Genomic DNA, 25,924 nt, shown 5'->3' with positions numbered 1-25,924 from the left:
CTCACTCGCCCGCGTAGGCCTTCTCCAGGGCGGCGATGTCGAACTTCTGCATCGCCATGAACGCCTTGGTCACCCGGGCCGCCTTCGCCGGGTCCGGGTCGGTGACCATGGCGTCGAGCATGTCCGGGACGACCTGCCAGGACAGGCCGTACCTGTCCTTGAGCCAGCCGCAGGGGCCGGGCTCGCCGCCGTTCTCGGTGAGCTTGGCCCAGTAGTAGTCGATCTCCTCCTGGTTCTCGCAGAAGATCATGAAGGAGGTGGCCTCGGTGAACTTGAACTGGGGGCCGCCGTTGAGGCCGAGGAACTTGTGGCCGTTCGCCGTGAACTCGACCGTCATCACGCTGCCGGCGGGCTGCATGGCGCCCTCGGGGTAGCGCGCGACCTTGCCGATGCTGGAGTTCTTGAAGACGGAGACATAGAAGTGGGCGGCCTCCTCCGCCTGGCCGTCGAACCAGAGACACGTGGTGAAACCGTCGCTTGCCATGAGGACCTCCTGGGGAGCGGATCGCTGTCATCTGTGTCGACCGATCCTCGTCCCGGAACTCATCGGTCGCAGGCCCCACTAATCCAGGTGGCCGCTACACCGTTCGGACCTAGCATCGCGGTCATGACGTCTTCGCCCGCCGACAACGGCATCCGTCCCTTCCGCATCGACATTCCGCAGAGCGACCTCGACGACCTGCACGACCGCCTCGACCGAGCCCGGTGGCCCGACGAGCTGCCCGGGGTGGGATGGACGTACGGCGTGCCGTCGGACTACCTGCGCGAGCTGGTGCACCACTGGCGGCACGGGTACGACTGGCGGGCGGCGGAGGCACGGCTGAACGAGTGGCCGCAGTTCACGACCGAGATCGACGGCGCGCGGGTGCACTTCGCGCACATCCGCTCCGCCGAGCCCGACGCCACCCCGCTGATCGTCACGCACGGCTGGCCGGGGTCGATCGTCGAGTTCCTGGACATCGTCGGCCCGCTGACGGACCCGGCCGCACACGGCGGCGACCCCGCCGACGCTTTCCACGTGGTGCTGCCGAGCATCCCCGGCTTCGGGTTCTCCGGTCCCACCCGGGAGACCGGCTGGGAGGCGCGCCGGATCGCCGACGCCTGGGCCGAGCTGATGACACGCCTCGGTTACGAGCGGTTCGGCGCCCAGGGCGGCGACTGGGGTGCGGGCATCTCCCGCGAACTGGGCCGTGTCCATGCCGACCGTCTGATCGGCGTCCACCTGAACCTGCTGCCCGGCGCGCAGGCGGCCACCGAGCCGACCGCGGAGGAGCTGAAGGGGCTGAGCCCCGAGGAGCGGGAGCGGACGCTCACCTCGTGGCGCCGGTGGGCTGAGTGGTTCCGGGACGGCACGGGCTACTTCCACATCCAGTCCACCCGGCCGCAGACCCTGTCGTACGCGCTCACCGACTCGCCGGTCGGTCAACTCGCCTGGATCGTCGAGAAGTTCCAGGAGTGGACGGACTCCGAACGGCTGTCCGAGGAGGCCGTCGACCGGGACCTGATGCTCACGAACGTGATGCTGTACTGGCTGACGGGCACGGCGGGTTCGTCCGCGCGGATCTACTACGAGCGCGGCCACGCGAGGGGCGACCGGGTCGCCGCCCCGCACGAGCCCTCGACCGCCCCCACCGCGGTGGCGTCCTTCCCCGGCGACCCCCAGATCCCGCTGCGGCACAAGGCGGAACGGACCGAGAACATCGTGCGCTGGACGGAGTTCGACCGCGGCGGGCACTTCGCGGCGATGGAGGAGCCGGACCTGCTGGTGGGCGACGTACGGGCGTTCTTCCGGCAGCTGCGGGAGGGCTCTGCCGTCAGCTGATCTGCCACGGGCAGAGAAACCGGACACCGGAGTCGTCCGAGGTCAACAGTGGAGTCGACGGCATACGACGACCACCAGGAGACCTGATGACTCCCCTTGCCATGCTCGCGCCCCGGGCCGAGGAGGGCGACGCCCCGCCGACAGGGTTCGACGACCATCTCGCCGCCCAACTGCTCGGCCAGCGCATCGTGCTGCTGGGCACCGAGGTCACGGAGGCCTCCGCCAACCGGGTCTGCGCACAACTGCTCCTGCTGTCGGCGGAGGACCCGCGCACGGACATCAGCCTGTACGTCAACAGCCCGGGCGGGTCCGTGCACGCGGGCCTCGCCATCTACGACACGATGCGGCTGATCCCGAACGACGTCTCCACGCTCGCCATGGGATTCGCGGCCAGCATGGGCCAGTTCCTGCTCAGCGTCGGCACGCCGGGCAAGCGGTACGCGCTGCCGAACGCGCGGATCATGATGCACCAGCCGTCCGCCGGGATCGGCGGCACGACCGCGGACATCGAGATCCAGGCGGAGAACCTGGAGTTCACCAAGAAGACCATCGAGCGGATCACCGCCGAGCACACCGGCCAGAGCCCGGAGACCATCTCCCGGGACGGCGACCGCGACCGGTGGTTCACGGCCGAGGAGGCCAGGGAGTACGGGTTGGTGGACCGGGTGGTGGAGTCCCTCGCGGATGTCCGCCCGGCCGCCTCGAAGCGACGGATGGGGCTCTGACATGGGGAACTACACGATTCCGTACGTCGTCGAGCGGACCGCCCATGGCGAGCGCTCCTCCGACGTGTTCAGCCGGCTGCTGTCGGAGCGGATCATCTTCCTCGGCACCGAGATCGACGACGGCGTCGCCAACGTCGTCATCGCGCAGCTCCTGCATCTGGAGTCCTCGGCGCCGGAGAACGAGATCGCGATCTACATCAACTCCCCCGGCGGCTCGTTCACTTCGCTCATGGCGATCTACGACACGATGACGTACGTGCAGGCGCCGATCTCCACGTTCTGCGTGGGGCAGGCCGCGTCCACGGCCGCCGTGCTGCTGGCCGGCGGGGATCCGGGGCGGCGGTTCGTGCTGGAGCACGCGCGGGTGCTGCTCGGTCAGCCCGCCACGGGCGGCAGCCGGGGCATGGTGTCGGATCTCGCCCTGCAGGCCAAGGAGATGGTCCGGATCCGCGCACAGGTCGAGGAGGTGCTGGCCCGGCACACGCACCACGACGTCGCGACGCTGCGCGCGGACATGGACCGCGACAAGGTGTTCACCGCCGAGGAGGCCGTGGCGTACGGCCTGGCCGACGAGGTGGTGAGCCGGCGCCTCGTGCGGGTCTGAGGCGCCGGCGCGGCCTCAGGCCGCCAGGCACAGCCCGTCGTACGGCGCGCCCGTCCGGCCGCGGCTACCGCCCGGCACCCGGCGGCTGGTGAGCCGGACGAGCTCGCCCTGCGCCAGCGACAGCAGGTCGCCGAGGCCGAGCCCCAGGGCGTGGGCCGCGGCCGCGAGAACCTCCGAGGAGGCCTCCTTGCGGCCGCGCTCCACCTCCGACAGGTACGGCATGGAGATCCGGGCGGCGTCGGCCACGTCCTTGAGCGTGCGCTCCTGGGCGAGGCGTTCGCGGCGCAGGACGTCGCCGACCAGGTCGCGCCAGAGCGGTTCCCTGGGCGCGGCGGCGGGCGCCTGCGGGGTGGCGGCGGGGCGCGGGGGGCCGAGGGCGGTCGCGGGTGCGGCGGTCGTCGGCGCGGCAGTCGCCGGTGCGACGGTCTGAGGTGCGGCGGTCCTGGGGCGTTCGGACGCGGGGCGGGTCCTCCCCGGGCGCGTGGCCGGCGGGCGGCCGGCCGGTGGGCGCAGGGGGATGACGCGGGCTTCGTTCGGCGCTTGTTCGCTCACCTTCCCAGCCTAGGAGCGCACGGCGCGAGGGGAAGGCATCGGCGTTCCGCCCTGGGGGAAATCGCGTCGGGCTCGGCGCCTCGGCCACGAGGCCCTGCGTGCGGGCCACTTGCCCGGCGTCGGCCCGCGCGTCACCCGGGGGCCAGTCGCAGCACGGCCCGTACCCGCTTGCCGACCGGCACCCGCTCCACGGCGACCTCCGTCGCGAGCGCGTGGACGATCTCCAGGCCGTGCCGGCCGACTCGCTCGGGATCCTTGGGGTAACGGCGAGGCAGGGCCGAGCTGCTGTCGTACACGCAGATCGTCACCGCGTCGTCGGTGCCCTCCAGGTCCAGGATGTACGGCCCGTTGCTGTGCCGGTCCGCGTTGGTGACCAGCTCGCTGACCACCAGAAGCACCTTGTCCTGGTCGGGCGCGCCGATCGTGGCGCACCACTCGGTCCTGAGCCTGCCGAGGAACAGCGCGGCGAAGGACCGCGCCTCGGCGATGCATCCCGGTTCACCGCTGTAGTGCGCTGCCCGCCTCAGTGGTTCCACGGGCACGTCGAAACCAGTAGGAATCACTGCCCCGTCCGCGTGCTCGATCATGCGTGTCTCTCTCGGAAGCCGGCACTGGCCGGATGCTGCTGCACCAGTCCTGTTACCCAGAGCCGGGCCGCGCAGTCACTGTGCAGGTGGCGCCGTACGTCACAACCGTGGCGACTGCGGCGCGGCAGCGGTGGGCGCCGACTGTGAGGTGGTGGTCGTGTCCTGCTCCGGGGGCGGCGGCGGAGTGTCGGTCTCGGGCGATTCCGGCGTTTCGGGCTCGGTCGTCGTGGGTTCGTCCGTAGTTTCCGGCTCGGACGCCTCGGGGCTCGTCGGGGGGCTCGGTGACGTCGGGGTCGACACGCTGACCGAGGGGGACGGCTTCGCCGGCCGGTCGGTGGGCCGGTCCTTGCCGCCGTCGTCGCCGCGTCGGCGGGCGAGCCAGTCGTCGTCCTCGTCGTCATAGATGACGAAGACGTTGACGACCGTCGTCGAGGGCACCACCACCACGACGTCCGAGGAGCGGTACGACGGCCAGGAGTCGCCGGTCCGCTTGAGCGTGCCCTGCTGGGCGACCGGCCCGGTCAGCGGGTTGCCGCAGGCGCAGCGCACCCGGGGCACGCCGCGGTCGTCCACGAGGACCGCGGTGCCGGCCTGGAGGACGGCCTGGTAGCTGGTGGCGACGCCGTCGACGTAGCCGTGGTTGGTGACGCGGGTGTCCAGGCGCAGCTGTAGGGGGGTGAGCGAGCGCAGGTAGGCGGGGACGCCGGAGGCCTTCACCCGGGCGACCGACGCGAACGCCGTGTTCTTGTCGGGGGCCGCTCGGAGGTAGTCGATCTGCTTCTCCACGTCGCAGGCGGCGACGTCGCGGCTGCCGCCGTACAGGCCGGGTGTGCCGCCGTTGACGCCGCGCAGCGCGTTCGGCGGCGCCGACCCGGTGGCCGGGGACGGGGTGGCGGGCGGGGCGGAGCTGTCCTTCGCGGTGGTGTCGGTGAACGGGTCGGGGCCCGCCTTGTCCGCCGCCTGGAGGAAGACCTCTCCGCTGCCGCCGGTGGAGCCGCCGTCGCCCCGGGAGAGGACGACGGCCACCACCAGGGCGACGGCCACCACGGCGGCGAGCAGTGCGATACGGGGCGCGGAACGCCACCAGGGGCGCTGGGGTCCGGGGCCGGGCGGCTGCGTGCCGCCGCCGCTGGGCGGGGGCTGCGACGGCGGGCCGGAGGGCGGCTGGGAAGGGCCCGACAGGGGGCCCGAGGGCGGTCCTGTGGGGCGGCCGGACGACGGAGGTTCGACGCTCACGAGGCCTTCTTCCCGACGCGGGACTTTCAGCACCTTTACCATCTTTTGTCTCGCTCTCATTCTGTGTGCCGATCCCGCGCCGCCCGCAAGCCGACGCGGACGGACCTCCCGGCGGGCGTACCTCCCGGGCCCTGCTTAGCGTGGGCAGGGTGAGCGCCCAGCCCCCCACCCGCCCGGCCGAGGCCGCCCATGGCTGGGTGCAGGCCCTCGCCGTGGTGCTGGCCGGAGTGGTCGCGATGGGGGTGGTCGCCGCGCTGGGACTGTGGGCGGCCGGCGCGGCCGACCTGCCGGACGGCGCGTTCCCCCGGGTCGCCGCGGCGACCGTGGTGACGGCCGTCGGCGGCACGGTCGAGCTCTCGGGGAACGCCGGAGGGCTGGCCGAGTCCGATGCCGGGCTGACCGTGATCCCGCTGTCCGTCACGCTCACCGGCGCGCTCGTGCTCGCCGCCGGCTTCCTGTGGCCGCTGCGCCGCCGGGCGGTCGCGGGCGCCGGGGAGCTGGCGGGATGGGCCGGGCGGATCGCCGTACTGTGGCTGGTCGCGCTGCTGGCCCTGGCCTTCTCCGCCCGCCACACCTTCTCCCTCTCCCTGCGCGATCTCGGACAGGAGGAGCTGGGCGACCTCGGCGACCTGTTCGGGATCTCCCCCGAGGTCGGCTTCACCACGGACGTCCCGGCGACGGTCTTCTTCGGCCTGCTGTGGCTGGTGGGCGTGCTGGTGCTGGCCCTGCTGGTGGCACGCGGAGCCCCGCTGCCGGGACGGCTGCTGCGGTTCCAGGAGTCGGTGCGGCCCGCCGCCTACGCCATGGTGGTGCTGCTGCTCGCGTATGTCGGGCTGGGGGTCGTCATCGGCCTGGTCGTCGCGGCGACGCGCGGGCATGTGGCCGAGACGTTCGCGGTGCTCCTGCTCGGCCTGCCGAACCTCGTGTGGCTCGCCCTGACGATCGGGCTCGGCGCGACCTGGAACGGCCGGGTGGACGGGCCGTTCGGGCTGCCCATGCCGCACGTGCTCGACGAGGTGCTGCGCGGCCAGGAGGTCTCCGAGCTCAATCTGAGCACGCTCGCGGAGCAGGACGGACGGGTGTGGTGGCTCGTCGTCGTGGACGCGGTCCTGCTGCTGGCCGCCGCGTTCGTGATGGCGAGACGTTCACCGGCGCGGACGCGCGCCTGGCAGCACGCCGTGCACATGGCGGTGGCGCTCGCGCTCACGGTGCTGATGATCTGCCTCGTCGGCCGGATCTCCGCGCACTACGGCCTGTCCGTCCTCGGCATCGGCGACCTCGGCGGGGATCTGGGCGGGGAGCTGTTCCTGCGGCCCGAGGTGTGGCCGGCCCTCGGACTGGCGCTGCTGTGGGGGCTGGTCACCGGGTTCCTGGGCGCGTTGCCGGCGCAGCGGATGGCGCACCGGGGCGAGGCCGGGGCGCCGCCCGCCCGCGGACGCTGAACGGGGCACGGCTCACCGCCGGAAGACGGGCGTGGCCCAGCGGGGCGGCGGCTTCGGGGCCTCCCCCGCGGACTCCCTCCCCAGCCCCGCGACCCTGAGATCGACCGCCGTCGGCGCGTGCCCCGCGCCACCACCACCGGCCACGGCCGCACGCAACTCGGCGACGAAGGCGAGACAGGAGTCCTGGCGGTCGTCCGGGCTCTTGGCCAGCGCGGTGCCGAAGACGGCGTCGACGGGCGGGGCGAGATCGGGGCGCGCGTCGGAAAGCGGCGGAGCCTCGTCGTACTGGTGGGCCCACAGCAGCGCCATGTCCTCGTCCCGGCGGAACGGCGGATGCCCGGCCAGGCACTCGTAGAGCACACAGGCGAATCCGTAGACGTCGCAGCGCGCGTCGACAGGCTTGCCGGAGATCTGTTCGGGTGCCACGTAGTCGAGGGTGCCGACGAACTGGCCGACGGTCGTGAAGCCGGTCAGTGACAGGGACTTCTTCGTCAGGCCGAAGTCGGTGAGGTAGACGTGCTCGGGGTGGTCGCTGTCGGTGCCGCGCGCGACGAGGATGTTGCCGGGCTTGACGTCCCGGTGGACCAGGCCGTGCTCGTGTGCCGCGTCCAGGGCGGAGGCGATCTGCGCGGCGATGCGCAGGGCCGTTCCCGGGGGCAACGGGCCCTGCCGGTCGAGGAGGTGACGCAGGTCGCGGCCGGCGACGTAGCGCATGGCGATGTACAGGACGCCGTCCGTCTCGCCGGCCTCGAAGACCGGCACGATGTTCGGGTGGTCGATCGCGGCGGCCGCCCGGGACTCATGGGTGAAGCGGCGCCGGAAGGTGTCGTTGCGGGCGAGTTCGGGGGCGAGGAGCTTCAGCGCGACGGTGCGGTCCAGGCGCAGGTCACGGGCGCGGTAGACCACGGCCATGCCACCCCGGCCGATCTCGCGCTCGATGCGGTAGCCCGCGACCTGCCGGCCGATCAGCTCCGAGGGCCGCCCCGAGAACAGGCTGGGATCACGGGCCATCGGGGCTCACGACCTGGGTGGGGGCGTGGCCGGGATCCGCTTCGGCGCGTGGCCCGTCGTCGGTCGCGTAGGTGCTGAGCCGGCTGCCGTCGGCGTACACCCAGCGCCCGTGCTCGGGGTCGTACAGCCACACGGCCTCGCCGTCGACGACGACCCCGATCCGCAGGCCGCGGGTGCGGGACCGGAAGGACTCGCCGTCCAGGCCGCCGGCCGCGAGGTCCTCGACCGCGGAGCGGTAGCCGTCCAGTGCCCGCCCGGCGCGGGCGAGCAGCGGGCGCGGGTCGGCGCCGCGGGTGAGCGGGCCGGCGTCGGTGGTGGGCGGGTCCTGCGGTACGGCGACCAGGAAGCGGCCGTCGACCCAGGCCGACCAGCCGTTGGCGCACAGGATGTGCCCCCAGTCGCCGCGCCGTTCGACGAGCTGGACCGGCAGGAGCGGGTCGAGGGCCACGGTGGGCCGGGCGGGATCGGGGGCCTCCCAGGCGGGCATGCCGTGCTGGGGGACGACGTGGGTGGGCCGGAAGGCGGGAGAGGTCATGGTCCGGGCCTACTTCCGCATCACGACGGGTTCGCGCCGGCGCAGCAGCCGGGAGACGACGAACCCGAACACCAGGGAGAGCACGACCAGCATGGCCACGTTGAGCAGCCACACGCCGGTCGAGTGACCGAACAGCGGATCGTCGGTCAGGTCGCCCGGCACGATCCGGGCCAGTCCGACGGTGCCGGCCATCGCGCCGAGCGCCCACCGCGAGGGCACCAGCCAGGACAGCTGCTCCAGGCCGGGCACGCCGTGCAGCTTGAGCAGGGCACCGCAGAAGACGACCTGCACGATGGCGAGCAGCACCAGCAGCGGCATGGTCACCTCCTCCTTGCGCACCAGCGCGGAGACGACCAGGCCGAGCATCATCGCCGTGAACGCCAGCAGGGCGACGGCGACGGTGATTTCGACGAGGGGCCGCATCAACACGCCCTCGCCGCCGGGGGCGTTGAGATCGACGCCGAGCAGGGCGACCAGGGTCAGCACGACGGCCTGGAGCACGGTGATCGTCCCGAGGACCACCACCTTGGACATCAGGTACGCCGATCTGGACAGGCCGACGGCCCGCTCCCGCTGGTAGATGACGCGTTCCTTGACCAGTTCGCGCACGGCGTTCGCCGCACCCGTCAGGACGCCGCCGACGCACAGGATCAGCAGCGCGTTCATCGCCGTCTCCTGGGTCAGTCTGCTGCCCGCGAGGGCGCGGGCCATCGCGCCCATCACGAACGGCAGCGCGATCATGATCGCGAGGAAGGTGCGGTCGGCGCCGATCGCGGCGGTGTAGCGGCGCACCAGCGTGCGCAGCTGCGCGGCCCGGCCGCGGGGCCGGGGCGGCCGGCCGACCGTGACCGGCCCGGTGCCGGACCGGCGGGGCTGTGCGGTCGCGTCGGCGATGTACTGCTGGTGGTAGAGCGAGCTCCGGTAGTCGTCGGCCCAGTCCCGGTCCTGGACGCGTTCGAAGGCCTCGAAGGCCTCGGGCCAGTGCCGGAAGCCGAAGAACAGCAGGGCCTCCTCGGGCGGCCCGTAGTAGGCGATGCGTCCGCCGGGCGCGAGGACCAGGAGGCGGTCGCAGACGTCGAGGCTGAGCACGCTGTGGGTGACGACGATGACGGTGCGGCCGTCGTCGGCCAGGCCGCGCAGCATGTGCATCACCGAGCGGTCCATGCCGGGGTCGAGCCCGGAGGTCGGCTCGTCCAGGAACAGCAGCGACGGCTTGGTCAGCAGCTCCAGGGCGACGCTGACGCGTTTGCGCTGTCCGCCCGAGAGGCTGTGCACATGCTGTCCGGCGCGCTCCTGCAGGCCCAGTTCGTGGATGACCTCGTCGACCCGGGCCCGGCGCTCGGCCTTCGCGGTGTCCTGCGGGAAGCGGAGCTCGGCGGCGTAGGACAGGGCGCTGCGGACGGTGAGTTGGGCGTGCAGGATGTCGTCCTGCGGGACCAGGCCGATGCGCTGGCGCAGCTCGGCGTAGTCGCGGTACAGGTCGCGGCCGTCGTAGAGCACGGTGCCGTGGTCGGCGGGGCGCTGTCCGGTGAGTGCGTTGAGGAGCGTTGACTTGCCGGCGCCGCTCGGGCCGACGACGGCGAGCAGGCACTTCTCCCCCACCGGGAAGGAGACGTGGTCGAGCAGGGTCTTCGCGCCCCGGTCGACGGTGACCGCGAGGTCCTGCACCTCCAGGGAGATCTCGCCGGTGTCGACGTACTCCTGCAACTGGTCGCCGACCAGGCAGAACGCGGAGTGGCCGATGCCGACGACGTCCCCGGGGCCGATCGGGGCGGCGGTGACCGGGGCGCCGTTGAGGTAGGTGCGGTTGTGGCTGCCGAGGTCGGCGATCTCGTAAGTGCCGTCGGGCAGCGCGCGCAGCTCGGCGTGGTGGCGGGAGACGACCAGGTCGTCGATGACCAGGTCGTTGTCGTCGGCGCGGCCGATGCGGACGGTCCGGGTGGGCAGCGGCCGGACGTTGGTGGGCTGGCGGAAGGTGCCCGTGTGTCCGGGCATGGACACTGCCGAGGGGCGTTCCGGCTCCGGGGCGGGGCGGTCGAGCAGGATCGCGCGGGGGCCGTCGGCGGGGTTGCCGAAGCGGATCACGGTGCCGGGGCCGACGTCCCGCTGCCGGATGCGGTGGCCGTCGGTGTAGGTGCCGTTGGTGCTGTTCTCGTCGGCGAGGGTCCAGTGGCCGGCGGCCGGCCGGAGCACGGCGTGGTGCCAGGAGACGCGGGTGTCGTCGAGGACGACGTCGCTGAGCGGGTCACGGCCGACGCGGTAGTCGCGGCCCGGGGCCATCACGGTCGTGCCCGACTCGGTCTCCAGGACGAGTACGGGCGCAGTCGGTGCGACCGAACGCTCCGCCATGCCAGGATTCTATCGATCTGCCCATGTATGCGCCCGCCTGCGCCAGGGGGAGATCATTCGGGTACGAGGGGTCATGCGACGGGTACGACCAGGCCCGGGATGGTCCGCTGCATCCGCAGCGCGTCGACCGACTCGGCGAGCAGTTCGTATTCGGTGGTGTCGTCGCTCACGGCGACGCGCACCAGTCGGCCTGCCGCCAACTCCTCGGCGATCAGCTCCTGTTGGGCTACGTCTCCGCACCAGGTGCGGAGCACGGCCGGGACGTCGGGCACGGTGTCGGCGACCGGGACGAGCGCGCTCGGGGGGAAGTGCTCGGCCTCCGGTCGCGGGTCTAATCGCTCGGCGATCCACGACGCCCGGTCGCGTAACCACCACAGGGCGAGCGCCAGGGTGGGCGCCCGGTAGGTCCCGAGGGGCACTCCGATGCGCCGCCCGCCGCAGACGCCGTACGCGGTGACATGGCAAAGGAACTCGTCGTGCACGTAGCCTCCCCCGTGGTGCCGTGTTCGCCTGTCGGCGGACCTCGCTTCCCTTGCGGCTCGTGGCGGTGCGTAAGGGCGCCGTCGCGCCATGTGAAGCGCCCTCGTAGTGAGTATGTTCACTACTGAAACACTGTCACCACGACTTTCCGGCCAGTCTCCTGGCATATTCACAGCATTCGTTGGCCGAAATGCGGGGGTACACGTCAACAGTCGAGGTCGGCGCGGCATTACCTCGGGCGTAATCGAGCTTTCCGGCGGGGCCGGGCATCGTTGCGGTACCGGGTCGCCACGCGTCGGGATCCGGTTCCTGAGCAGCAGTGACGACCTCGATGGAGGCTGATCGCCCATGTCCGCGAACACCGATCGTTACGAGAGTGCCGTGGCCCGCTACTTCGAGGCCTGGAACGCCCGCGAGCCCGACACCCTGGCCCGTGCGGTCGCCACCGCCTGGAGCCCGCAGGGCGGATACACCGACCCGCTGGCCGAAGTGCGCGGGCACGAGGGGATCGTGGCCGTCGTCTCCGCGGCGCAGGCGCGCTTCCCGGGCTTCGCCTTCCGGCTGACCGGTGCCGTCGAGGGCCACCACGACACGGCGCGCTTCTCCTGGGAGCTGGTGAGCGAAGCCGACGGCTCGGCGCCGGTGGCGGGCTCGGACGTGATCACGCTGGACGCCGACGGGCGGATCACGGCCGTTCTCGGCTTCCTGGACCGGGTGCCCGCCGAGGTGTGAGCGATGAGTTCCACGACTCGCGGCGGTCTGTCCCGTGAGAGCAGGAGAGACCGCCGCGAGGGGAGCACATCATGACCACGAGCACGCGCGTGGACGCCGAGTTCACCGCAGTCCTGCGCAAGAGCCCGGGCAAGGGCGGCTGGACCTATGTCGTGTGGCCGCCGTCCGTCGACTTCTTCGGCACCCGCGGACTGGTCAAGGTCCGCGGGACGGTCGACGGACATCCGTTCCGCAGTTCGTTCATGGCGCTGGGCGACGGCACCCACAAGCTCCCCGTGAACGCCGACGTACGCACGGCCATCGGGAAGCGGGAGGGCGACACCGTCACCGTGCGCCTGACGCAGCGGATCAACCCTTGAGCACCGCCTCGATCCGGTCCAGCTCCTCCGCGTCGAAGTCCAGGTTGCCGGTCGCCGCGACGCTGTCCTCGATCTGCCGGGCGCTGCTCGCACCGACCAGCGCCGAGGTCACCCGGCCCCCGCGCAGCACCCACGCCAGGGCCAGCTGGGCCAGCGACTGACCGCGGGACTTGGCGATCTCGTCGAGGGCACGCAGCTTGCCCAGCAGTTCGTCGGTGATCGCGTCTGCGTTCAGGAACGGGCTGCCGCTCGCCGCCCGCGAGTCCTTCGGGATGCCGTCGAGGTAGCGGGAGGTGAGCTGGCCCTGCGCCAGCGGGGAGAAGACGATCGAGCCGACCTGCAGCTCGTCCAGGGCGTCGAGCAGCCCCTCCTCCTCGGGGCGGCGGTTCAGCATCGAGTAGGCGGGCTGGTGGATGAGCAGCGGGGTGCCCAGCTCGCCCAGGATGCGCGCGGCCTCGCGGGTCTGCTCGGCCGAGTAGTTGGAGACGCCGACGTACAGCGCCTTGCCCTGCTGCACCGCGGAGTGCAGCGCGCCCATGGTCTCCTCCAGTGGAGTGTCCGGGTCGGGGCGGTGCGAGTAGAAGATGTCGACGTAGTCCAGGCCCATCCGCTTCAGGCTCTGGTCGAGCGAGGACAGCAGGTACTTGCGCGAGCCCCACTCGCCGTACGGGCCGGGCCACATCAGATAGCCGGCCTTGGTGGAGATGATCAGCTCGTCGCGGTACGGCGCGAAGTCCGTCCTCAGCGCCTCGCCGAAGGCCAGCTCGGCGGCCCCGGGCGGCGGGCCGTAGTTGTTGGCCAGGTCGAAGTGGGTGACGCCGAGGTCGAAGGCACGGCGCAGGATGGCCCGCTGCGTGTCGACGGTGCGGTCCGCCGGACCGAAGTTGTGCCACAGACCGAGCGACAGCGCGGGGAGCAGCAGTCCGCTGCGTCCGGTGCGCCGGTAGGGCATGTCCGCGTAGCGGTCGGGGTGTGCGGTGTACAACGCGACTCCAGAGGGGTTGGCACACGAAGGGCGGCTCCGGGGAGCCGGTGTTCCAGTCGCCGTCCACTCTGTCGCGACCTGCGGGCAGTGGTCCAACAGGTAAATCAGATGGGATTGAGCGGCTACGCTGCTCAATCATGGAACTGCGTCACCTTCAGCACTTCGTCGCGGTCGCCGAGGACCAGCACTTCACCCGGGCGGCCGAGCGGCTGCTGGTGTCCCAGTCGGGTCTGTCGGCCTCGATCCGGGCGCTGGAGCGGGAGTTGCAGACCCCGCTGTTCGTGCGGACGACCCGCAGGGTGACGCTCACCCCGGCGGGCCGGGCCCTGCTGTGCGAGGCGGAGCGGATCCTCGCACAGGTGCGCGCCGCCCACGAGGCGGTGGCCGCCGTGCAGGGCGTGCTGCGCGGGATGCTGGCGCTCGGGTCGGAGCAGTGCATCGCCGGGGTGCATGTGGCGGGGCTGCTCGCCGCCTTCCGGCGGGAGCACCCGGACGTGGAGATCTGTCTGCGCCAGGCCGGTTCGGGCGCCCTGGCGGAGGAGGTCGCGGCCGGGCGGCTCGACCTGGCCTTCGCGGTGCGGACCGCGCAGGAGGACACCGACCAGCTGCGCGTCGTACCGCTGACCAGCGAGCCGATGACGGTCCTGTGCCATCCGAGCCACCGGCTCGCCACCGCCGGGGCGGCCGTGACACCGGAGGAGCTGGGCGGGGAGGTCTTCGTCGACTTCCACCCGGACTGGGGGCCGCGCCGCGCGACGGACGCGGTGTTCGCCGCGGCGGGCGTACGGCGGACCGTCTCCCTGGAGGTCAACGACGTGCACAGCCTGCTGGACCTGGTGGACGAGGACCTGGGCATCGCCGTCGTGCCGCGCCACTTCCGGCACAAGCGGCCGGCCCTGACCGCCCTGCCGGTCAAGGGCACCGGGGAGACGGTCTACGAGACGGTCGCCCTGCTGCCGCCCGCGCAGGCCACGAGCCCGGCGGCCCGGGCGCTGATGGCCCTGCTGGAAACGGAAGGCGTCTGACGGGCGGGTGCGCGATGGTGGACCCATGCATGCCAAGGACATCCTCATCGACGGGTTCAACCGCATCCAGGAAGAAGTCCACGCCGCCGTCGAGGGCCTCGGCCCGGACGAGCTCAGCGCCCGCCCCTCCCCCGACGCCAACTCGATCGCCTGGCTGATCTGGCATCTCACCCGGGTCCAGGACGATCACGTGGCCGGCGCCTTCGACCTCGACCAGGTGTGGCTGACCCAGGACTTCCGGAAGACCTTCGGGATCGACCTGCCGCGCCACGACACCGGCTACGGCCACACCTCGGCGAAGGTCGCCAAGGTGCGGGTCGACTCCGGTGACCTCCTGACCGGCTACTACGACGCCGTGCACGCCCAGACCCTGGGGGCGCTGCGGGAGATGGCCGCCAAGGATCTGGAGCGCGTCGTGGACGAGGGCTGGGATCCTCCGGTCACGCTCGGCGTACGGCTGGTCAGCGTCCTGTCCGACGATCTCCAGCACGTCGGACAGGCCGCCTATGTACGCGGGCTGCTCGCGAGCCGGTAGCCCGCGGGCCGGTTCAGAGCGCGGTCGCGTAGCCCGGCAGGACGACGTCCTCGATGAGGGCCTTGCGCTCGTCGAACGGGATGAAGGCGCTCTTCAGGGCGTTCACCGTGACCGTGCGCAGGTCCTCGACGGTCCAGCCGGCCTCCTCGACCAGCAGCGACATCTCCCGGGTCATCGTCGTGCCGGACACCAGGCGATTGTCGGTGTTGAGGGTGACCCGGAAACCGAGGTCCTTGAGCGCGGTGATGGGGTGCTCGGCTATGGAGGTGGCGGCGCCGGTCTGGAGGTTGGAGGTCGGGCACATCTCCAGGGCGATACGGCGGTCGCGCACCCAGCCGGCCAGGCGGCCGAGCTTGCCGGCCGCGAGGTCGGGGATGTCGTCGGTGATCCGCACGCCGTGACCGATGCGCTGGGCGCCGCAGATCTGGAGGGCCTGGTGGATGCTGGACAGGCCGTCGGCCTCACCGGCGTGAATGGTGAACGGCACGTTCTCGCGGCGCAGGTGCTCGAAGGCGGCCAGGTGGTCGGCGGCCGGGAAGCCGGCCTCGGCACCGGCGATGTCGAAGCCGACGACACCTGCGTCCCGGAAGGCGACCGCCAGGTCGGCGGCCTCGCGCACCCGGTCGAACATCCGCATGCCGCACAGCAGGGTGCCGACGCGCACCGGGGTCCCGGCGGCCGCGGCCTTCGCCATACCGGCGGCGAGGCCCTCCTGGACGGTCTCGACGACCTCGGCCAGGGCCAGCCCGCCGTTGGTGTTCAGCTCGGGGGCGTAGCGCACCTCGCCGTAGACGACGCCGTCGGCGGCCAGGTCGAGGACGTACTCCTCGGCGGTGCGCAGCAGGCCCTCGCGGGTCTGCATCACGGCGAGGGTGTGCTCGAAGGTGGCGATGTAGCGGACCAGGTCGCCGGAGTTCGCGGCGTCGAAGTACCAGGCGGCGAGCTCGTCCGGGTCGGTGGTGGGCAGGGTGTGACCGACCGCTTCCGCGAGCTCCACCACGGTGGCGGGGCGCAGACCGCCGTCGAGGTGGTCGTGCAGGACGGCCTTGGGGAGGCGGCGGATCACGTCGGCGTCTACGCGCGTAGCGGTCATGGCGTGGTCTTTTCTCGATCGTGGCGGTTCGAAGCGGCGGGGAAGGGGTCAGCCGGCGGGCTGGAGCAGGTCCCAGCGGTTGCCGTAGAGGTCCTGGAAGACGGCCACCGAGCCGTACGGCTCGTGCCGGGGCTCCTCCAGGAAGGTCACACCCGCGGCGAGCATGCGGGCATGGTCGCGGGCGAAGTCGTCGGTATGCAGGAAGAACCCGACCCGCCCACCGGTCTGGTCACCGACCCGGGCACGCTGCTCGTCGCCCTTGGCGCGGGCCAGCAGCAGCGCGGGACCCTGGTCGCCGGGCTGGACGAGGATCCAGCGGGAGCCGTCCGGGCGCGGGGTGTCCTCGACGAGACGGAAACCGAGGGCGTCCGTGTAGAAGCGGATCGCCTCGTCGTAGTCGTCGACGACGAGGGTGACCAGGGCGATACGGCTCATCGGGACCTTCCGGGGCAGTCGGTTGACGGGAGAGGTTATACGTAAAACGTTCACGGCGCCAGTCACGACCGGGACCGCGGTCCTACATCCGCGGCCCGAGGCGCGACGGACGGTCGACGAATAGCGTTCCGGGGCATGACGATCACGGAAACGCCGCGCGGTCCCGAGCTCCGCAAACAGCACGTACTGGACCGGCTGGAGCGGGAGACGGATGTCTGGGTGGCCTCGGCGGACGCCGACGGGGTGCCGTGTCTGGTCGCGCTGTGGTTCGTCTGGGACGGCGAGGCGCTCTGGATGGCCACCCGCCCGGGCAACCCCACGGGCCGCAACCTGGGCACCGGCCGCCAGGCCCGGCTCGCCTTCGGTGACACGCGCGATGTCGTCCTCATCGACGGCGACGTGGACGCCCATGACGCGGACGTGGTGCCGGCCGCGGCGGCGGAGGCGTTCCGCGTGAAGACGGGGTGGGACCCGCGCCGCGAGTCCGCGCGGTTCGCCTACTACCGGGTGCGGCCGCGCGCGGTGCAGGCCTGGCACGGGGTGCGGGAACTGCCGCAACGGCACCTGATGCGAAACGGAACGTGGCTTGTCTAAACAAGTCCCCCGTGTACGTCCCTTGGCCATCCAATTCCCGCACAGGTGTTACCCAGGAGTAATCCCTGATGGTTTGATGTGCGGCGCCGCTCAACCCCCTTCGATCACAGGGAGCTCCAGTGACGCTCAACGCACACCGCCGTGCACAGGGCTCGGCCGTGCTCGCGCTCTCACTCGCCACCGCCGGACTCGTGGGCAGCGCGCCCGCCGCGTCGGCCGCCGAGCAGACGCCGCCGCTCAAGGTGCTGTCGTACAACGTCTTCCTGTTCAGCAAGTCCCTGTACCCGAACTGGGGCCAGGACCACCGGGCCGCCGAGATCGCCAGGGCGCCGTTCACCCAGGGCAACGACGTCGTCGTGTTCCAGGAGGCGTTCGACAACTCCTCCTCGGACGCGCTGAAGAGCTCCCTCGCCGACCGCTACCCGTACCAGACCCCGGTGGTCGGGCGCGCCAAGAGCGGCTGGGACGCCACGGGCGGCGCGTACTCGGCGACCACGCCCGAGGACGGCGGCGTCACGATCCTCAGCAAGTGGCCGATAGTCCGCAAGGAGCAGTGGGTCTACAAGGACGCCTGCGGCGCGGACTGGTGGTCCAACAAGGGCTTCGCGTACGTCGTGCTGAACGTGAACGGCACCAGGGTGCACGTCGTCGGCACGCACGCCCAGTCGACGGACCCGGGCTGCGACGCGGGCGAGGCGGCCGCCATGCGCAGCCGGCAGTTCAGGACGATCGACGCGTTCCTGGACGGCAAGAACATCCCGGCGAACGAGCAGGTGATCGTCGCCGGTGACCTGAACGTCGACTCGCGCACGCCGGAGTACGCCTCGATGCTCGCCGACGGCGGGCTGGCCGGGGCCGACGCGCGCACCGGGCACCCGTACTCCTTCGACACGCAGGACAACTCCATCGCCCGCGACCGCTACCCCGACGACCCGCGCGAGGACCTGGACTACGTGCTGCACCGCACGGGTCACGTCCGTCCGCCCGTCTGGAAGAACGACGTCGTCAAGGAGCAGAGCGCGCCCTGGACGGTGTCGAGCTGGGGCACCGACTACACGTACACGAACCTGTCCGACCACTACCCCGTGACCGGATCCGCGGGCTGATCACTCGCCGAGGCCCGGCTCAACCGGTGTGCTCACGCGCGCCGTTGAGCCGGGCCAGCTCGTCCGGGGTCAGGCGCAGGGACCCCGCGGCCACGTTCTCGGTCAGGTGGTCCGGGTTGCCGGTGCCGGGGATGGCCAGGACGTTCGGGCCCTGGTGCAGGGTCCACGCGATGCGCACCTGGGCGGGGCTCGCGCCGTGCGCCCGCGCGACGGCGAGCACCGCGTCGTCGTGGGCGGCGGTCGCGCCCCGCTCCGCCGCCTCCCCGGCGACGGCGTAGAACGGCACGAAACCGATGCCCTGCTCGCCGCACCGGCGCAGCATTTCGTCGGCCTCGGGGTCGGACCGGTCCAGGGCGTACCGGTTCTGCACGCACACCACGGGCGCGATGGCCTGCGCCTCGGCGAGATGCCGTGGCTCGACGGCGGAGATCCCGAGGTGCCGGACCAGGCCCGCTTCGCGCAGCTCGGCCAGCGCGCCGAAGTGCTCGGCGATGGAGTCCTGCCCCATCCGGCGCAGGTAGACGAGATCGAGGTGGTCGCGGCCCAGCTGGCGCAGGTTCTCCTCGACGTGGCCGCGCAGTTGGTCGGGGCGGGCCGAGGTGCCCCAGTCGCCGGCGTAGTCGCGGAAGGGGCCCACCTTGGTGGCGATGACCAGGCCGTCGGGGTACGGGGCCAGCGCGCTGTTGATCAGTTCGTTCGCGGAACGCAGGGCCGAGAAGTAGAAGGCGGCCGTGTCGATGTGGTCGACGCCGAGCTCGACCGCCTTGCGCAGTACGGCGATCGACCGGTTCCGGTCGCTCGGCGTCCCGTGGTGGAAGGCGGCACTGCCCGTCAGCCGCATCGCGCCGAAGCCGACGCGGCTCACGGACAGATCACCGAGCCGGAAGGTGCCCGCGGCGTCCGCGGTGATCGTTTCGGAGGTCATCGGCGGAGTCTCGCACACCCCGCGGGCACCGGAGGGCGTCAGCAGTAGAGGTTGCCGCCCGGGGAGACGCCGAGGATCGAGGTGAACCGGTTGTAGGCGTCGACGCGGCTCTGGACCTGTGCCGGGTTCTTGCCGTCGCACTCCAGGGAGCCGTTGATGGAGCGGATGGTCTGGCCGAAGCCGGCCTGGTTCACCATGGCGTTGTGGGGGGTCATGGTGCCGGGGCCGGACTGGGTGTTCCAGTACCAGAGGCCGGTCTTCCAGGCGACGGCCGACTCGTTCTGGACCCGCCAGGGGTTGTTGAGCAGGTCGATGCCGAGCGCGTCGCCGGCGGCCTTGTAGTTGAAGTTCCACGACAGCTGGATCGGGCCGCGGCCGTAGTAGGCGTCCTGGCCCGCGGGGCAGCCGTAGGGCTGGCTGCGGTCGCAGTAGTGGGGGTAGTTGGCGGTGTTCTGCTCGACGATGTGGACCAGGCCGCCGGTCTCGTGGTTGACGTTGGCGAGGAAGGCGGCCGCCTCCTGCTTCTTCACGGTGTCGCTGCCGGTGTTCGCGAAGCCCGGGTAGGCGCTCAGCGCGGCGGTGAGACCGCTGTAGGTGTAGAACGAATTCCGGTTCGGGAACATCTGGTTGAACTGCGCCTCGCTGACGACGAACCCGGCAGCGGACGCGCTGGGGGCCGGCTGGAGGATCAGCGCTGCGCTGCCCAGGGCGAGAGAGCAGACGAGTGCTGCTGTGCGGCGCCTCGACACAGGATCAACTCCTTTGCGGAGCACGGCCGCACCCGTACAAGGGCAGGGGGCGAGAGCACCTTGTGCGCACGCACCGACGGTGTCGGTCACGGCGTGGGGGCGGCCGTGGTGGGGGGTGTGAGGACACACTCAACCGCTTTGGTCTGTACCAGTCAAGGGTGTAGACCAGACAAGGTATAGACCAAACAACGGGCCCTCTTCCGCCGGGAGTCGAGGCGTCCCCGTCAGCGTGCCGCCCGCCCCGCGTACGCACGGACGTCCGCGTCGGGGTCGTCGACCGCGGTGGCCAGGGCCGTACGGGCCTCCTCGTGCGCGGCATGCCGCAGCAGGCCGAGCACCGCGGCCTTGCGCACATCGGCATCCGCGTCGCCCAGCAGCCCGGCGAGAGCGGGCACACCGTGCTCCGGTGCCGCCCCGCCGAACGCCTTCGCGGCACCGGCGCGGACCTGCCAGGCCGGGTCGGTGAGCGCCGCGGTCACGGTGGCGAGGAGTGCGTCCGGCACGCCGAGGACGCCGAGGGCTTCCAGGGCCGCCGCGCGGACCAGGGCGTCGGGGTCGTGGAGCAGGCGCCGCAGGGCAGCGTTCTCCCCCTCCACCGGAGCCAGCGCGGCGAACCCGCGCGCCACGGCGACCCGCACCTCTCGCGCGGGGTCACCGGCCGCCTCGGACAGCGCCTCGGCCGCGTCCACCGACACCAGGGCTCGTACGGCGGCGAGACGCACCTCGGTGTCCGGGTCGGCGCCGTGCCCGGCGAACAGGGCGGCGTCCCCGAGGCGCAGGGCGCGCAGCACGTCGAGGGCCGCAGCGCGGACCGTCGGATCGGCCGCCGTGAGCGCGGACACCAGGGGTGCCCGCAACTCCGGTTCGGCGGGCAGGACTTCGGCCAGCTCACGCAGCGAGGCGGCGGCAGCGGCCCGCACCGGCCCGTCGGCGTCGAGCAGCGCGTGGGCCAGCGCGGGGCCCGCTCCGGGTGGGACCGTCTCGGTCAGCGCCGCCACCGCACCGAGGCGCACTGCGGGGTCCGAGTCCTTCAAGTAGGGCTCCAGTACAGGCAGTTCGGGCTCCTCCTCCGTGAGCGCCACGAGTTCGAGGAGGCGTTCCCGGGCGGATGCCGAGGTTCCGTGCGCTGGACCGACGGCGGGTGCCGCGTCGGCCGGATCCCCGTCGGACACCGCCGGGGGCGCGTCCGCGCGGCCCGCCGTGGCCGTGTACAGGGGGTGCACCTCTCCCAGGTCCCGGGCCGGGCCGCCGGTGGGGGCGAACTCGGGTACGGGAACGAGGTAGGGGGCGACGGGTCGCGCCGTGAACTCCATGGCGCCGGTCGGGCCCTTGCGCAGGTCGAGGTGGTGCAGCCAGTCCGTGTCGTCCCGCCGCGGATGGTCCAGGCGCTCGTGGTAGAGGCCCCAGCGGGACTCGGTGCGGGCGAGGGACGACCTCGCCGCCATCTCCGCGCAGTCGCGGATGAACGACACCTCGGCGCAGCGCATCAGTTCGTGCGGTGTGCTCGCGCCCATGCCCGCGATCTCCTCCCGCATCCGCTCGAAGTGCTCCAGCGCGAGGGAGAGCCGGGCGCCGCTCTTGGGCGGGGCGACGTAGTCGTTGACGAAGCGCCGCAGCTTGTACTCGACCTGGGGCTGCGGCGGGCCGGTGGGGTTGCGCAGTGGCCGGTAGATCAGCTCGTGGGCCTCGGCCAGCTGGTCCCGCGGCAACTCGCCCTCGTACGCCGTGTACTGGGCCGCGTCCTCGCCCGCGAGGTCGCCGAAGACGAACGCCCCGATCATGTAGTTGTGCGGTACGCAGGCCAGGTCACCGGCCGCGTACAGCCGGGGCACGGTGGTGCGGGCGTGGTCGTCGACCCGTACCCCGGAGGCGGAGTGGCCGCCGCACAGGCCGATCTCGGAGATGTGCATCTCCACGTCGTGGGTGCGGTAGTCGTGGCCGCGTCCGGCGTGGAAGGTGCCGCGGGTGGGGCGCTCGGTGGAGTGCAGGATCGACTCCAGAGCCGAGACCGACTCCTCGGGCAGATGGCTGAGCTTGAGGTAGACCGGGCCGCGGTCGGAGGCGACCTCGGCGGCGAACTCCGCCATCATCTGCCCGGACCAGTAGTCGGAGTCGACGAACCGCTGCCCGTGCCGGTTGACCTGGTAGCCGCCGAAGGGGTTGGCGACATAGGCGCAGGCCGGGCCGTTGTAGTCCTTGATGAGCGGGTTGATCTGGAAGCACTCGATGCCGGTGAGCTCGGCGCCCGCGTGATACGCCATCGCGTAGCCGTCGCCCGCGTTGGTCGGGTTCTCGTACGTGCCGTACAGATAGCCGCTCGCCGGCAGTCCGAGCCGGCCGCAGGCGCCGGTCGCGAGGATCACGGCGCCGGCCCGGACGGTCACGAAGGCGCCGGTGCGGGTGTTGAAGGCGGCGGCGCCGACCGCCCTGCCCCCGGCGGTCAGGACGCGCACCGGCATCAACCGGTTCTCGATGCGGATCCGTTCACGGTTCTCCCGCCTGCGCAGCTGCCGGTAGAGGACCTTCTTCACGTCCTTGCCCTCGGGCATGGGCAGCACGTACGAGCCCGAGCGGTGCACCTGGCGGACGGCGTACTCGCCGTGCTCGTCCTTCTCGAACTTCACCCCGTACGACTCCAGGCGCCGCACCATCTCGAAGCCCCGCTCGGCCGTCTGACGGACCGTGGACTGGTCCACGATGCCGTCGTTGGCGCGGGTGATCTCGGCGACGTAGTCGTCCGGCTCGGCGCGGCCTGGGATGACGGCGTTGTTGACGCCGTCCATGCCCATGGCCAGCGCCCCGGAGTGCCGTACGTGGGCCTTCTCGAGCAGCAGCACCGACGCGCCGCGCGCGGCGGCGGTCAGTGCCGCCATGGTGCCGGCGGTGCCGCCACCGATCACGAGGACGTCGCAGCTCAGCTCCTCGGCCGAGTCGAGGGAGGGGATCTCCGTCAGGGGGGCGGGGGTCATGGCGGGGTGCCTTTCCGGGCGTGCGGGGGCGGCCGAGGCAGTCGCGGGGCGGGTGCGGCCTCGGGGCGTGGGAATGCGGGGGACTCTCAGGGCGTACGCGGACCGAGGGAGTCGAGGATGTCGCGGCGCAGGGCCACGGTCGCGGGGTCGTCGCGCGCGCCGCGGTCGCGGGGCCTTGGCACCGGCCGGACCCCGGTGAGGCCGCCCTCGCCGAGCAGGGCCACCCGGTCGCCGAGGAACAGGGCCTCGTCGACGTCGTGGGTGACGAAGACGACGGTGGCGCCGGTCCCGTACAGGACCTCGACCAGCAACTGCTGCATACCGGACCGGGTCTGGGCGTCCAGCGCGCCGAACGGCTCGTCCATGAGGACGGCGCGCGGCTGCCCGGCGAGGGCGCGGGCGAGCTGGACGCGCTGGCGCTGGCCACCGGACATCCGGTGCGGCAACTGCCGTTCCAGACCGGTGAGTCCGACCCGTTCCAGCCATTCCCGCGCCCTGGCCCTGCGTTCGGCGCGGCCCAGGCCCCTGATGGCCAGCGGCAGTTCGACATTTGCGCGGGCCGTGCGCCACGGCAGCAGCGCGTCCTCCTGGAAGACCAGCGCCCGGTCCGCGCCGGGCCCCTCGATGGGCTGCCCGTCCTGCGCGGCCCGGCCGGCGAGCGTGGGCAGCAGTCCGGCCAGGGTGCGCAGCAAGGTCGACTTCCCGCATCCGGAGGGACCGACGACCGTCAGGATCTCGCCGGGCGCGGCTTCGACGTCCAGGTCGCGCAGGACGACGGCACCCGGTCGGCCGACCTGTGCGCCGCTGAGACCGAGCCGCGCCCCGAAAGCCTCCCGGCCGTTCTGCGAGGCGGTGGTCGCGACGTCCGTTTCCGTGCTCATCAGGTGGCCCTCCCCTCACGCCGTGGCAGCCAGTGCGTCAGCCTGCGTCCCAGCAGTTCCACCAGCGTGGACGTCAGCCAGCCCAGCAGGCCGATACTGACGATGCCGGTGAAGACACCCGGGTAGTCGATGACCGTGTAGTCCTGCCAGGTGCGGTAGCCGATCCCGTACTCGCCGGAGATCATCTCCGCGGAGATCACACAGATCCACGAGACGCCGATCCCGACCGACAGCCCCCCGAAGATCCCCGGCAACGCGCCGGGCAGCACGACGGAGGCGAGCACCCGCCACCGTCCGCCGCCCATGGTGAGCACCGCCTCCTCCCACACCGGGGCCAGCGCACGCACCGCGTGCCGGGTGGCGACCAGCACGGGGAAGAACGCGGCGGCGAAGGTGATGAAGACGATGCCCTGCTCGTTGCTGGGGAAGAGCAGGATCGCCACGGGCACCAGCGCGATGGCCGGAATCGGCCGCAGCACCTCCAGGACCGGCCCGATCAGGTCCGCGGCCCAGCGGAAGCGGCCGACGGCCACGCCCGCGGCGACACCGAGCACGGCCGCGAGCAGGAACCCGGTGACGATCCGCCGCAGACTGTCGACCACGTCCTGCCAGTACGCGCCGTCGCCGAGCCGCTCCCCGAACTCCCGGGCCACGTCGGTGACGGACGGGAACTGGTCGAAACGCAGCCACAGCTGGACGTCGAGCGTGGTGAGCAGCTGCCACAGGGCGAGTGCCGCGAGCAGCGACAGGACGCGGACGGCGGGCCGCAGCCGGTGCGTCCGCCGCGCGGGTGCCCGCCCCGGCGCCGCCCGCTCCGCCGTCAGCGTGGTCATGACGCCTGCTCCAGCGCGGCGGCGTAGGAGACGGTACGGCTGCCGGGGTGGGCCCGGGTGTACGCGCGGGCGGCGGAGGCGGTGACGAAGGGACTCAGCTCCTGGCCGTCCGTGACCCAAACGGCCCGGTTCGCGTACCAGCGGGTGCCGGTGGCGGCGTCCGGGACGTACGCGGCCCGCACCTGGTCCTGGTGCCCGGAGACGAACTTCAGCAGCGCGGCGGGTGAGTCGAAGGTCCGGGTCCGGTCCTCGCCCTTGAGCCACACCTCGGCGCGCGAGGGTGCGGGGGTGGCGGCGAGCTGCTTCGCGTACCCGGCGCCGTACACCCGTTTCAGCGGGCCGTCGTCCACGAAGTCGTCCACGTCCACGTCGCCCACGAGCTTCGCCGAGCGCAGCACCGGTACGTCCTTCTTCAGCGCGGCGACCAGCTGCGGCTTGACGGCCGGGTCGAAGGTGGCGATGCCGCCGCTGCCGTTGTAGAGGTAGACGACCTCCGGGGGCAGGCCGGTCGCCTCGGCGACCTTCTCGGCGGCCTGCACGGGGTGTTCGTTCAGGTAGCGCGTGGCCTCGATCTGCGCGGTGAGGAAGGCGTCGAGCACCTTCGGCCGCTGCCCGGCGAAATCCTGACGGACCGTCACTCCGTGGAAGGTGGGCAGGTTCAGCTCCGCCCCGTCGTACAGCGCCTTCGCCTTGCCCTGGAAGGCGAGCAGTCCGGGCCAGGCGACGAACTGCGACAGCGCGTCGGCGCTGCCGGCCTGGAGCGCGGAAGCGCCCACCGACGGCTGCTGGTTGAGCTTGCGGATGTCCTCCTCCGGGTCGAGCCCGGCCTGCTGGAGCGCCCGTACGAGGGTGCCGTCGGCGGCCGAACCGACGCTGGTGGAGACGATCCTGCCCTTGAGGTCCTTGAGCGAGCCGAGTTTCGACTGCGGTGCCGTGACCACGGTGTTGAGAGCGCCGCGCAGGTTGTAGCCGGTGACCGAGACGAGCCGGGTGGGGCGGTTCAGCTGCTTGCCGCGGGCGGCGTTGATGAGCAGCGGGAAGTCGCCCATGGAGCCGATGTCGATCTTCCCGGCGGTCATCTGGGCGGTGATGGGCGCGCCGGTCGCGTAGTCCTGCCAGTCGACCTTGTAGGTGATGCCGTCCCGCTTGCCCTGGGCGGCGAGTGCGCGTTCGAAGTAGCCGAGGGAGCGCAGCAGGGTGCCGGCGGTGACGGTGTTGATGGTCTTGGACTGGTAGCCGACGGTGACCGTGACGTGGGTGTCGTCGCCGGCCGAGGCGTCGCCGCCGCAGCCGGTGAGGAGGGGGGCGAGGAGGGTGACCGCGAGCAGGGCCGCGGGAGTCGTGCGTTTCATTGTCAGGC

General features: G+C 72.1%; 27 protein-coding genes. 10 read left to right on the top strand and 17 right to left on the bottom strand.

From position 1 onward, the window contains the following. Position 1: 1 nt before the first annotated feature. A complete protein-coding gene (locus ACIRD7_RS15660) occupies positions 2-484 on the bottom strand; it encodes a VOC family protein (protein ID WP_403453369.1) in 483 nt (160 codons plus the stop codon). A 123-nt stretch (positions 485-607) separates the two neighbouring features. Here ACIRD7_RS15660 and ACIRD7_RS15655 point away from each other — a divergent pair, with 123 nt between their 5' ends. The 3 genes from ACIRD7_RS15655 to ACIRD7_RS15645 all read left to right on the top strand — a co-directional run bounded on the left by ACIRD7_RS15655 (position 608) and on the right by ACIRD7_RS15645 (position 3,151). Beyond that, positions 608-1,822 (top strand): epoxide hydrolase family protein, encoded by a 1,215-nt coding sequence (locus ACIRD7_RS15655; protein WP_403453368.1) that lies wholly within the window; start codon positions 608-610, stop codon positions 1,820-1,822. 86 nt (positions 1,823-1,908) lie between these two features. Continuing rightward, on the top strand, positions 1,909-2,547 hold the full coding sequence (locus ACIRD7_RS15650; protein ID WP_403453367.1) for an ATP-dependent Clp protease proteolytic subunit: 639 nt from the start codon (positions 1,909-1,911) through the stop codon (positions 2,545-2,547). A gap of 1 nt (position 2,548) precedes the next feature. Continuing rightward, positions 2,549-3,151 carry a ClpP family protease gene (locus ACIRD7_RS15645; protein WP_403453366.1) on the top strand — a complete coding sequence of 201 codons (603 nt, stop codon included), beginning with the start codon at positions 2,549-2,551 and terminating at the stop codon, positions 3,149-3,151. Positions 3,152-3,166: 15 nt separating this feature from the next. Here ACIRD7_RS15645 and ACIRD7_RS15640 read toward each other — a convergent pair whose 3' ends face one another. The 3 genes from ACIRD7_RS15640 to ACIRD7_RS15630 all read right to left on the bottom strand — a co-directional run bounded on the left by ACIRD7_RS15640 (position 3,167) and on the right by ACIRD7_RS15630 (position 5,526). Beyond that, positions 3,167-3,703, bottom strand: coding sequence for a helix-turn-helix domain-containing protein (locus ACIRD7_RS15640; RefSeq protein WP_403453365.1), 537 nt, complete (start codon positions 3,701-3,703; stop codon positions 3,167-3,169). 131 nt (positions 3,704-3,834) lie between these two features. Further along, positions 3,835-4,290, bottom strand: a complete 456-nt coding sequence (locus ACIRD7_RS15635) for an ATP-binding protein (protein ID WP_403453364.1) — start codon at positions 4,288-4,290, stop codon at positions 3,835-3,837. A gap of 99 nt (positions 4,291-4,389) precedes the next feature. Beyond that, positions 4,390-5,526 (bottom strand): DUF6777 domain-containing protein, encoded by a 1,137-nt coding sequence (locus ACIRD7_RS15630; protein ID WP_403453363.1) that lies wholly within the window; start codon positions 5,524-5,526, stop codon positions 4,390-4,392. A gap of 149 nt (positions 5,527-5,675) precedes the next feature. Between ACIRD7_RS15630 and ACIRD7_RS15625 the strand changes: the two genes are divergently transcribed. After that, positions 5,676-6,968 carry a streptophobe family protein gene (locus ACIRD7_RS15625; protein ID WP_403453362.1) on the top strand — a complete coding sequence of 431 codons (1,293 nt, stop codon included), beginning with the start codon at positions 5,676-5,678 and terminating at the stop codon, positions 6,966-6,968. 12 nt (positions 6,969-6,980) lie between these two features. Here the strand turns inward: ACIRD7_RS15625 and ACIRD7_RS15620 are convergent, their stop codons facing one another. The 4 genes from ACIRD7_RS15620 to ACIRD7_RS15605 form a co-directional block, all read right to left on the bottom strand. Further along, entirely contained in the window at positions 6,981-7,979 is a 999-nt protein-coding gene (locus ACIRD7_RS15620) for a serine/threonine-protein kinase (protein WP_403453361.1), read from the bottom strand. Continuing rightward, entirely contained in the window at positions 7,969-8,514 is a 546-nt protein-coding gene (locus ACIRD7_RS15615; RefSeq protein ID WP_403453360.1) for a hypothetical protein, read from the bottom strand. Before ACIRD7_RS15615 ends, ACIRD7_RS15620 begins: the two co-directional genes overlap by 11 nt. 9 nt (positions 8,515-8,523) lie before the next feature. Next, positions 8,524-10,863 (bottom strand): FHA domain-containing protein, encoded by a 2,340-nt coding sequence (locus ACIRD7_RS15610; RefSeq protein ID WP_403453359.1) that lies wholly within the window; start codon positions 10,861-10,863, stop codon positions 8,524-8,526. A gap of 71 nt (positions 10,864-10,934) precedes the next feature. Beyond that, on the bottom strand, positions 10,935-11,345 hold the full coding sequence (locus ACIRD7_RS15605) for a hypothetical protein (RefSeq protein WP_403453358.1): 411 nt from the start codon (positions 11,343-11,345) through the stop codon (positions 10,935-10,937). Between the two features lie 346 nt (positions 11,346-11,691). On the opposite strand from ACIRD7_RS15605, the gene ACIRD7_RS15600 reads away from it, so the two are divergent. Both ACIRD7_RS15600 and ACIRD7_RS15595 read left to right on the top strand, forming a co-directional pair. Further along, a complete protein-coding gene (locus ACIRD7_RS15600) occupies positions 11,692-12,075 on the top strand; it encodes a nuclear transport factor 2 family protein (protein ID WP_403453357.1) in 384 nt (127 codons plus the stop codon). A gap of 71 nt (positions 12,076-12,146) precedes the next feature. After that, positions 12,147-12,434, top strand: coding sequence for a DUF1905 domain-containing protein (locus ACIRD7_RS15595; RefSeq protein ID WP_403453356.1), 288 nt, complete (start codon positions 12,147-12,149; stop codon positions 12,432-12,434). On the opposite strand, the gene mgrA is transcribed toward ACIRD7_RS15595, so the two are convergent. Next, positions 12,424-13,419, bottom strand: a complete 996-nt coding sequence (gene mgrA / locus ACIRD7_RS15590; RefSeq protein ID WP_403453355.1) for an L-glyceraldehyde 3-phosphate reductase — start codon at positions 13,417-13,419, stop codon at positions 12,424-12,426. The genes ACIRD7_RS15595 and mgrA overlap by 11 nt on opposite strands. 137 nt (positions 13,420-13,556) lie before the next feature. Between mgrA and ACIRD7_RS15585 the strand changes: the two genes are divergently transcribed. Beyond that, entirely contained in the window at positions 13,557-14,444 is an 888-nt protein-coding gene (locus tag ACIRD7_RS15585) for a LysR substrate-binding domain-containing protein (RefSeq protein WP_403453354.1), read from the top strand. 25 nt (positions 14,445-14,469) lie between these two features. Next, positions 14,470-14,979 carry a DUF664 domain-containing protein gene (locus ACIRD7_RS15580; RefSeq protein ID WP_403453353.1) on the top strand — a complete coding sequence of 170 codons (510 nt, stop codon included), beginning with the start codon at positions 14,470-14,472 and terminating at the stop codon, positions 14,977-14,979. A gap of 13 nt (positions 14,980-14,992) precedes the next feature. Here the strand turns inward: ACIRD7_RS15580 and ACIRD7_RS15575 are convergent, their stop codons facing one another. Then, positions 14,993-16,072, bottom strand: coding sequence for an adenosine deaminase (locus tag ACIRD7_RS15575; protein WP_403453352.1), 1,080 nt, complete (start codon positions 16,070-16,072; stop codon positions 14,993-14,995). Positions 16,073-16,120: 48 nt separating this feature from the next. After that, positions 16,121-16,507 carry a VOC family protein gene (locus ACIRD7_RS15570; RefSeq protein ID WP_403453351.1) on the bottom strand — a complete coding sequence of 129 codons (387 nt, stop codon included), beginning with the start codon at positions 16,505-16,507 and terminating at the stop codon, positions 16,121-16,123. 135 nt (positions 16,508-16,642) lie between these two features. Between ACIRD7_RS15570 and ACIRD7_RS15565 the strand changes: the two genes are divergently transcribed. After that, complete coding sequence (locus tag ACIRD7_RS15565; protein WP_403453350.1) at positions 16,643-17,101, top strand: pyridoxamine 5'-phosphate oxidase family protein; 459 nt, start codon at positions 16,643-16,645, stop codon at positions 17,099-17,101. A 119-nt stretch (positions 17,102-17,220) separates the two neighbouring features. Next, positions 17,221-18,207, top strand: a complete 987-nt coding sequence (gene sph / locus ACIRD7_RS15560; protein ID WP_403453349.1) for a sphingomyelin phosphodiesterase — start codon at positions 17,221-17,223, stop codon at positions 18,205-18,207. Positions 18,208-18,226: 19 nt separating this feature from the next. Here the strand turns inward: sph and ACIRD7_RS15555 are convergent, their stop codons facing one another. The 6 genes from ACIRD7_RS15555 to ACIRD7_RS15530 form a co-directional block, all read right to left on the bottom strand. Further along, positions 18,227-19,132 (bottom strand): aldo/keto reductase, encoded by a 906-nt coding sequence (locus tag ACIRD7_RS15555; RefSeq protein WP_403453348.1) that lies wholly within the window; start codon positions 19,130-19,132, stop codon positions 18,227-18,229. Positions 19,133-19,170: 38 nt separating this feature from the next. After that, a complete protein-coding gene (locus ACIRD7_RS15550; protein WP_403453347.1) occupies positions 19,171-19,881 on the bottom strand; it encodes a chitinase in 711 nt (236 codons plus the stop codon). A gap of 224 nt (positions 19,882-20,105) precedes the next feature. Beyond that, positions 20,106-22,850 (bottom strand): fumarate reductase/succinate dehydrogenase flavoprotein subunit, encoded by a 2,745-nt coding sequence (locus ACIRD7_RS15545; protein ID WP_403453346.1) that lies wholly within the window; start codon positions 22,848-22,850, stop codon positions 20,106-20,108. 86 nt (positions 22,851-22,936) lie between these two features. Continuing rightward, positions 22,937-23,731, bottom strand: a complete 795-nt coding sequence (locus ACIRD7_RS15540) for an ABC transporter ATP-binding protein (protein WP_403453345.1) — start codon at positions 23,729-23,731, stop codon at positions 22,937-22,939. Next, the gene (locus ACIRD7_RS15535; RefSeq protein ID WP_403453344.1) at positions 23,731-24,564 is read right to left on the bottom strand and encodes an ABC transporter permease; all 834 of its coding nucleotides are present in this window, start codon (positions 24,562-24,564) and stop codon (positions 23,731-23,733) included. The genes ACIRD7_RS15540 and ACIRD7_RS15535 overlap by 1 nt, the downstream gene beginning before the upstream one ends. Continuing rightward, positions 24,561-25,916 (bottom strand): ABC transporter substrate-binding protein, encoded by a 1,356-nt coding sequence (locus ACIRD7_RS15530; protein ID WP_403453343.1) that lies wholly within the window; start codon positions 25,914-25,916, stop codon positions 24,561-24,563. The genes ACIRD7_RS15535 and ACIRD7_RS15530 overlap by 4 nt, the downstream gene beginning before the upstream one ends. Positions 25,917-25,924: the final 8 nt, after the last annotated feature.

The sequence above is a fragment of the Streptomyces sp. NPDC093568 genome, from assembly GCF_044764945.1.
GTDB lineage: Bacteria > Actinomycetota > Actinomycetes > Streptomycetales > Streptomycetaceae > Streptomyces.
Note: the sequence above shows the minus strand (reverse complement) of the source record. Positions and strands in the feature narration are given on the sequence as shown.